The sequence below is a fragment of the Clostridium cibarium genome (assembly GCF_014836335.1).
Lineage (GTDB): Bacteria > Bacillota > Clostridia > Clostridiales > Clostridiaceae > Clostridium > Clostridium cibarium.
The window spans coordinates 143,315-151,238 of sequence record NZ_JACSRA010000009.1 but is presented as its reverse complement, the minus strand read 5'-3'; the positions used below and the strand labels follow the sequence as shown (position 1 = coordinate 151,238).

General features: G+C 29.6%; 8 protein-coding genes and 1 other RNA gene. 8 read left to right on the top strand and 1 reads right to left on the bottom strand.

Annotated features, from left to right (window positions below; all coding sequences use genetic code 11):
- Window positions 1–225 precede the first annotated feature (225 nt).
- The 4 genes from secG (at window position 226) to smpB (ending at window position 4,162) form a co-directional block, all read left to right on the top strand.
- The gene (gene secG, locus H9661_RS07785) at window positions 226–459 is read left to right on the top strand and encodes a preprotein translocase subunit SecG (protein ID WP_143317996.1); all 234 of its coding nucleotides are present in this window, start codon (window positions 226–228) and stop codon (window positions 457–459) included.
- Window positions 460–638: 179 nt separating this feature from the next.
- The gene (locus tag H9661_RS07780) at window positions 639–1,256 is read left to right on the top strand and encodes a DUF2238 domain-containing protein (RefSeq protein ID WP_191768115.1); all 618 of its coding nucleotides are present in this window, start codon (window positions 639–641) and stop codon (window positions 1,254–1,256) included.
- 174 nt (window positions 1,257–1,430) lie between these two features.
- Window positions 1,431–3,656, top strand: coding sequence for a ribonuclease R (gene rnr / locus H9661_RS07775; protein WP_143317998.1), 2,226 nt, complete (start codon window positions 1,431–1,433; stop codon window positions 3,654–3,656).
- 35 nt (window positions 3,657–3,691) lie between these two features.
- Window positions 3,692–4,162, top strand: coding sequence for an SsrA-binding protein SmpB (gene smpB, locus H9661_RS07770; protein WP_143318000.1), 471 nt, complete (start codon window positions 3,692–3,694; stop codon window positions 4,160–4,162).
- A 171-nt stretch (window positions 4,163–4,333) separates the two neighbouring features.
- Here smpB and H9661_RS07765 read toward each other — a convergent pair whose 3' ends face one another.
- The gene (locus H9661_RS07765; RefSeq protein WP_191768113.1) at window positions 4,334–5,632 is read right to left on the bottom strand and encodes an amidase domain-containing protein; all 1,299 of its coding nucleotides are present in this window, start codon (window positions 5,630–5,632) and stop codon (window positions 4,334–4,336) included.
- A gap of 274 nt (window positions 5,633–5,906) precedes the next feature.
- Between H9661_RS07765 and ssrA the strand changes: the two genes are divergently transcribed.
- The 4 genes from ssrA (at window position 5,907) to H9661_RS20010 (ending at window position 7,696) form a co-directional block, all read left to right on the top strand.
- Window positions 5,907–6,261: a transfer-messenger RNA gene (gene ssrA, locus H9661_RS07760) on the top strand.
- Window positions 6,262–6,670: 409 nt separating this feature from the next.
- The gene (locus H9661_RS07755; RefSeq protein WP_191768111.1) at window positions 6,671–7,036 is read left to right on the top strand and encodes a DUF1304 domain-containing protein; all 366 of its coding nucleotides are present in this window, start codon (window positions 6,671–6,673) and stop codon (window positions 7,034–7,036) included.
- Between the two features lie 334 nt (window positions 7,037–7,370).
- Complete coding sequence (locus tag H9661_RS19855) at window positions 7,371–7,496, top strand: hypothetical protein (RefSeq protein ID WP_279232124.1); 126 nt, start codon at window positions 7,371–7,373, stop codon at window positions 7,494–7,496.
- The gene (locus H9661_RS20010) at window positions 7,466–7,696 is read left to right on the top strand and encodes a nitroreductase family protein (protein ID WP_341480413.1); all 231 of its coding nucleotides are present in this window, start codon (window positions 7,466–7,468) and stop codon (window positions 7,694–7,696) included. Before H9661_RS19855 ends, H9661_RS20010 begins: the two co-directional genes overlap by 31 nt.
- The last annotated feature ends 228 nt before the right edge of the window (window positions 7,697–7,924 follow it).

Sequence of the window (7,924 nt, the reverse complement as noted above, 5' to 3'; positions counted from 1 at the left end):
ACAAACATATCAAATGATGCATTAAATTCTAATGAACCGCCGTATACCGAACGGTACGTACGGTGGTGTGAGAGGTCCGTAGATAAAATAATTATCTACCTCCTACTCGATTATAAATTGTAATAGAAAAATAGATAGCATATTTAACTTGAAAAAAAATACATATTATGTTATGCTAATATCAATTGATTATGTAAGGAATTATAGAAATTAGGAGGTGTTCTAATGAAAAATGCACTTTTAGTTTTAGAAGTAATTTTAGGATTAGTAGTAATTGTTGCTGTATTAGTACAACCAAGTAAGTCAGATGCGTTAAGTGGATTAGTACAAGGAAGTAAAAATGAAACTTTCTACTCAAGAAATAAATCTAGAACAAAAGAGGTTAAACTTGAGAGATTAACAATGATAGCAATGATATTATTTGCAGCAGTGGCTTTAGCATTAAACATAATAAAATAATGTAAGATAGCAGCTATTTATATAGCTGTTTATTTTTTTGCCTAAAATTAAGTAATATAGGATTTTAAATAAAAGTTTTGTATTTCTATCTTTATATTTTTTCTATAAGGCGGAAAGAATATATAAGGAAGGATTTATACTTAGTGTAAGTTAAAGCTTCTGGAAAGGAGTGAATTTTTATGAAAGTTAAAAATGTTAAATTAACCATAGCAGCATTAGTGGTATTTCAAATAATCTTAGTTATAAGTGCTATTATTAATATTATGTCAAGAGATTGGAAGGGGCTAGGATCAGTAGCATTAGCCATTGTTTGCACTACACTGCCTTTTATAGTTTATGCTATTGCAAATAAAAAGAAGATAATGTTGCCTCCTAGATTTAAGCTTGTATTATTATTGTTTATTTTTCTTTCCTTATATTTAGGTGAGATTATTAAATTTTATGATAGATTCTGGTGGTGGGATTTACTTCTTCATGGGATATTTGGTAGTTATGCTACTATTGTAGGCTTATATATTATAAAAGAGATAATTACAAAGGAAAAAGAAGTAACAGATAAGAGATTTAATTTTTTTAAGGTAACATTTGCTTCAAGTTTTTCTATAACTTTAGGCACATTATGGGAGGTATTTGAATTCTTAGGGGATTATTTTTTTAAAACAACTATGGTTAAAGGTGGCATTGAAGATACAGCAACAGATCTAATTGCAAAAATCTTAGCTGCATTTATTACTTCTGTAATTTTCTATCTGAAGGATTTAAAAAAAGTTAGAGGTATTAAGAATAATTCTATATGAAGATATAATAAAAATTAATAAATCAAAGAAAGTGGATTTTTGATTAATCTACTTTTTTTCTTAAATTTGCTAATAAAAAAAGCCGTGAGGCTATTACTTATGGTAAGATATACATAAGAAAAGAAAAGGTTGGCTAAAATATAGTTATATTATGTTTTAGTAGGAGGTAAGTTGATGGGAATAAAAAAAGCTTTATTGGAATTCATGAGGGAAGAAGCATACAGACCTATGGATATCCAAGAACTTGTAGCAGTATTTGATATAAATAAAGATGAATATAAGGCATTTAAAAAGGTTTTAAGAACTATGGAAAAGGAAGGTATTATTCTTAGAACCAAGAATGATAAATTTGCCTTGCCTGAAAGATTAGGACTTGTTACAGGAAAACTTCAAGCTCATGCAAAAGGTTTTGGATTCCTTATTCCTGAAAAAGAAGGAGAAAAGGATGTTTTCATTCCAGGATCTTTTATGAATGGGGCTATGAATGGAGATAAAATACTTGTCCAAATTACTAGAGAAGATAAAAATGGTAAGAAGAGAGAAGGGGAAGTAGTCCAAGTTCTTGAAAGAGGAAACTCTAAAATAATAGGAGTATATGAAGATAGCAGAAATTTTGGTTTTGTTGTAGCAGAGGACACTAGAATAAACCAAGATATATTTGTTTCTAAAAAAGATAAAAACGGAGCAGAACATGGAGATGTAGTAGTTGTAGAGATTACTAAGTGGCCAGAAAAAAGAAGAAGCCCAGAAGGTGTAATAACAGAAGTATTAGGTAAAAAGGGAGACAAGGGATTAGATATATTAACTATTATTAAGAAATTTGGACTTCCAGAAGAGTTCCCTAATAAGGTATTAAACTTTGCTGAAAATATTGAAGAAGAAATAGATGAAAAAGAATATAAGAGAAGAACAGATCTTAGAGATGTGGTTATGGTTACTATAGATGGTGAAGATGCTAAGGATCTAGACGATGCGGTGTCTATAGAAAAATTAGATAATGGAAGGTACAAACTTGGAGTTCATATAGCAGATGTTTCTCACTATGTTAGAGAAAAGAATCCTCTTGATAAGGAGGCTTTAAATAGAGGAACATCGGTATATTTAATAGATAGGGTTATTCCAATGCTTCCTAAAAAGTTATCTAACGGAATATGCTCATTAAATCCTAAGGTTGATAGACTTGCTTTAAGTTGTTTTATGATTATAGATAACAATGGTAAAGTTCTTGATAGTGAAATAATGGAATCTGTAATAAGAACAAATGAAAGAATGACATATACAGATGTTACAAAGATTTTGAAAGATAATGATGAAGAGCTCATTAAGAAATATAGTAATCTTGTTGATGATTTTAAAACAATGGAAGAGCTTTGCAATATTTTGAATAATAAGAGACTTAAAAGAGGTGCCATAGATTTTGATTTTGAGGAATCTAAAATTATATTAAATGAGTTTGGTAAGCCAATTGATGTAAAGCCTTATGAAAGAGAGATTGCAAATAGAATAATAGAAGAGTTTATGCTTATTTGTAATGAAACAATAGCTGAAACTATGTATTGGGCTAACTTACCATTTGTTTATAGAATTCACGAAGAGCCAGATGAAGAAAAATTACAAAAGTTTAAAGAGTTTATATATAATCTTGGATATGTTATTAAGTGGAATGGAGAGGTCAAACCAAGAAACCTTCAAGAGATATTAGAAAAGGTTCAAGGTAAAAAGGAAGAAACTGTAGTAAGTACATTGCTTTTAAGAAGCATGATGCAAGCTAGATATTCTCCAGAATGTACAGGACACTTTGGATTAGCAGCAAAATATTATTGCCACTTTACATCACCAATTAGAAGATATCCAGATTTGCAAATTCATAGGATTATTAAGGAACATCTAAATGGAAAAATAGACGAAGGAAGACATAAGAAGCTTACTACCCTAGTTGAATTTGCATCAAGACAATCATCTGATACTGAAAGGGTTGCACAACAAGCAGAGAGAGAAGTAGATGATTTAAAGAAAGCTGAATATATGCAAGATAGAATAGGAGAAGAATTTGAAGGAATAGTGTCTTCAGTAACTTCTTTTGGTATGTTTGTAGAACTTCCAAACACTATAGAAGGGTTAGTTCATATTACAGCTTTAGATGATGATTATTATGTTTATGATGAAGTTCATCTTTGCTTAATGGGAGAAAGAACCAAGAAGGTATATAGGCTTGGGGATTCTGTTAAGGTTAGATGTAGCAAGGTAGATATTCCAAATCGTGAAATCTATTTTGATATGATTGAAGATGAATATACTAGAGAAGAAATAAAAGCAACAAAGGAACTTTTAGAAAAGTTGCCAGAAGTTAAGCAAGATTTAAAAGAAGAAGTTGAAGAAAAGAGTGAGGATATATTATAATTATATAAAAATATATACCTAAAGTGGGTGAGAGTATGGTAAGAAAGAAAAATAGTAATTCTTTAGCTGAAAATAGAAAAGCTAGGCATGACTATTTTATAGAAGAGACAATAGAAGCAGGGATCGCTTTAGTAGGGACAGAAGTAAAATCAATTAGAAATGGTAAGTGTAATTTAAAAGATTGTTATGGAGATATATGGAATGGGGAAATGTTTATTAAAAATATGCACATAAGCCCTTATGAACAAGGAAATATCTTTAATGTAGATCCTTTAAGAGATAGAAAATTGTTACTTCACAAGCAAGAAATATTTAGATTAACTGGATTAGTTCAAAGAGATGGATATACTTTAGTGCCATTGTCTTTATATCTTAAGAATGGAAGAGTAAAAGTAGCTCTTGGAATTTGTAGAGGTAAGAAAAATTACGATAAGAGAGATGCAATGCTTGAAAAGGCTCATAAGAGAGATATTGACAGAGAGATGAAGGAAAGAAATAAATATTAAAAATAAAGAGGATTAAAACTAAGTTGGGGTCAGTTTTAATCCTCTTTTCATTTTTACATTTTCTTAGGTGGAAATGTAAAGATGTATATAAAAAAATTGTTGGGCTGATTAATCGCTATAATATATAGTTTACATCAAATTACAAATATTGTCTAGGAAAATTGTGTATTATTAGGCGATTATATGAATAAAGTAAAAGTTAATATTCTTATCACCCCAACCTAGATCAAAAGGAACTTGATATCTATCAACTGTATGGGAATTTATTAAAGGATAACCTTTAGAATCAAATCCAGTAATTACAGCGTTATGATCAATATCATTTTTCTTGTCATAAGAAACAAGATCTCCTATGGAAAGATTTTTAAATACAAAAGTGCCATCTTTAAGCGGTTTTAATGAATTTGCAAAGTCAGACTTTTTAATTACCTTGCCTTTGCCGCTATAAAGAATATAATTTTTAAAACCATCAGCATTTAGCCAAGCAGCACTGCCTTGCTGGCTCTTAGGTATAAAGTACCAAGTATAATCATTAGGAAGAGCACCTCCCTCTTTATCTCCAAGGCATTGAGATACATAATTAGTGCAATTACCACCAGAGCCTGTAAAGTTAAAATACTTTTTGTTATATTTATCAGGATTTTTACTAGCCCATGTTACACCACAATATTTATTTGCATAGTTTTTGCATGCATCTCTCTTAAATTTCTTATTAGTAGGTGCTTTAACATCATCTCTCTTAAAATTTATATTATAGGCAGATTGTTTTGTTAGGGGGATTTCCTTTTCTTTTAAAGTAAAAGAATATTTTTTTAGACCATCTTCAAAGCAATCTAAGTAATAATCTTTTGTTATTTTATAAGAATTATCAGCTTTTTTTAAGCCAATAGTATGGAATAAAGATACTCCAAATTCATTTTTAACATTTGGTTCATCATTATAGACGTATTCAAATTTATATTCTTCATCTATCCTTATATTAAAATAATCAGGACCACCTTTAATATAGCGAATATTAGGATAAGAAGTGATTGAAGTAAAGGTAATGTTCCGTTCATTTGCCCAATCTCGTAAGTATGCTATTCTTTGAAATTCATGGTGCAAAGAATAGCTGCTAAGGTTAGTATTTAATATAAAGTATTTGTAGAGGTTTTCTACATTTCCTGTAATAAAGGAGGAATTTCGAGTAGAATAAAATTCATCAAAGAAGGCTGAAATAGAGGCCTTTGAGGCCTCTTCATCATCAGGAATTTCTACAGGATCAGTATGGGAACTTAATGTTTTTAAAGATTTGAAGTCAGTACTTGTATTAAAACTATTAGCATAACTGGTAGTTCTGGGATAGTCTTTTGAAATCATAATAAGAGCGCTTGTAATTAAATATAATAAAATAAATGATAAAAAGACTATTCTTAGAGTAATATGCTTTTCTTTAATAAATTTTTTAAAGTCATGAAACCAAAGTGACATGATATTTCCTCCTTTGCCTATGAATAAAAATAGTGTTTGCATTTTTAGCTAATTTTATAACGGAAATAAGTGCCTTATGAAGATGTTCATAGCTATATGTGAAGATTATATAAAATCTATAAATTTTTTAATCAAAAGAAAAAGGAAAAGTCTAATGTTATTAGCAAACTAAGAATTCATTAACATTTGACATGAATTTTTATGTGATATATAATCAAGTTACTGAAGAAGTTAAAACTGAATAAAGAGTTTTGAGAATTCTTCTTACAAACATGGGGGCGTTATGGCTTCGACGGGGGTAAGGTGGGTTTGATAAGCGGGCCGAGGAAAGCATGGTGCCTCGATAATCAAGTATGCATTAAAGATAAACGCAGAAGATAATTTTGCATTAGCAGCTTAATTTAAGCAGCTCATCCGCCCAGGTTGCCTACGACTTGGATAACGGGTGTCATTAAAGTAGGAAACGAAGTCTAGCAAAGCTTTGAGCTAGAGGGGTATTTATGAAGCTAGCAAATTAGTCTCCCGTCTGTAGGGGTTCTAAGGAGCGAATCTTAATATGCAGACTACGCTCGTAGAAAGTCAGACTGGTCTGCTTTCGGACAGGGGTTCGATACCCCTCGCCTCCACCAAATAATCACTGAGATTGTGATACAACGAAAAACCCTTGATTTCAAGGGTTTTCGTTGTTTTTAAGGCCAAAATGTATGGTTGAATTTTAATTTTCTGAGTTAGTTTTTGGGATTTATATAGAGTAAATGCACCCACCTAATGTTTTCAATATTAGGTGGGTGTAGTTTTTAGTAAATAATATTTTTTGTTTATCATTTTCAAGATAATAATATATTGACAACTACAATTTAGCAGAGTAAAATTTGATTGTAACAAATTAAATTTATACAGAACTTTTAATGCTTAAAAAATAAATTTTAGTTGGTATATTTTCATAAAAGTCTGTTATTTATAGTTTTAGGCAGATGTTTATGTAAAAGATGGAGACTTACAAGAAAATAAGATTATGAATGTGAAAAGGAGGATATTATGAAGATTGTCTTAGATATTTTAGTAATTGCAGTAGCGGTTGAACATATTTTTATAATGTTACTTGAGATGTTTTTTATTAAATCATCAGTTGCTAGAAGAACCTTTAATATAGATAGTAAACTTCTTGATAGAAAAGAAGTAGGAGTTATGTTTGCAAATCAAGGATTATATAATGGCTTCTTAGCTGCAGGATTATTTTGGAGCTTTTTTATACCAGAATCAATGTCAACTCAATTAAAATTTTTCTTTTTAGGCTGTGTAATTATTGCTGCCATATATGGAGCAATTACATCTAATAAAAATATTCTTTTAAAGCAAGGTGGTTTAGCCATATTAGCGATGATTATATTAATAATAATTTGAATGGTAAATTTAAAATTTGAGACCGTATTGAAATGTTTAAATAATGGAATTTTATTTATGGAAGTCAGAAATAAGTTGCTCTTATTTTAAAATTGAATACTAAAACAAACAATATTTTAAAGCTGAATTATTTTGTTTAAGCTGTATAATAATTATTTACAGATAATATGATAATATAACAGATAAATTTTAAAATAACAATTTACAAAGTAAATTTCACTATCACTATATAGAATAATTTAAACTAGGAGGGTATTTATTATGAATAATACAATATCTAGATAAAGAGGTTCCAAATGAATTAATCGATGAAATTGTTAAAAGTGCTTAGGCTATGCCTAACTCAATAAATGGACAACAAACATCTGTTATAGTTGTAAGAGATAAAAAGAAGAGAGAAAAATTAACAGAATTAGTTGGTAATCAAGAATATGTGGCAAAAGCTCCAGTATTCTTGTAGGAGATGTAGATGTTGGAATAGCTTTAGGAGCTTCTGTTGTTGCTGCCAAATCTCTTGGACTTGACACAGTACCTATTGGTGGTATAAGAAAAAATCCAGAAGAACTTATAGAAATATTAGGATTGCCTACTTACCTTTGCCTACGGCTTCCTTTGATTATATCGCTAAATTGTATCAAAATTATAGTCGTTAGACAATGAAACCCACGAAAATCTAATTTGGATTTTCGTGGGTTATTTTAATTATAGATTCTGAATTATTAATGATAAATCGACACACAAATAAAGTATAAAACTATAGAAGATTCCAAAGGTAATGTTTCATCTCAATTATAAAATCAACAACTATTTGCATATTGATCGAATAGCTGCTTACTGCATAAAGCAAACAAGGTTTTATAAAGTTATAGTGTATTCTATATTTACATA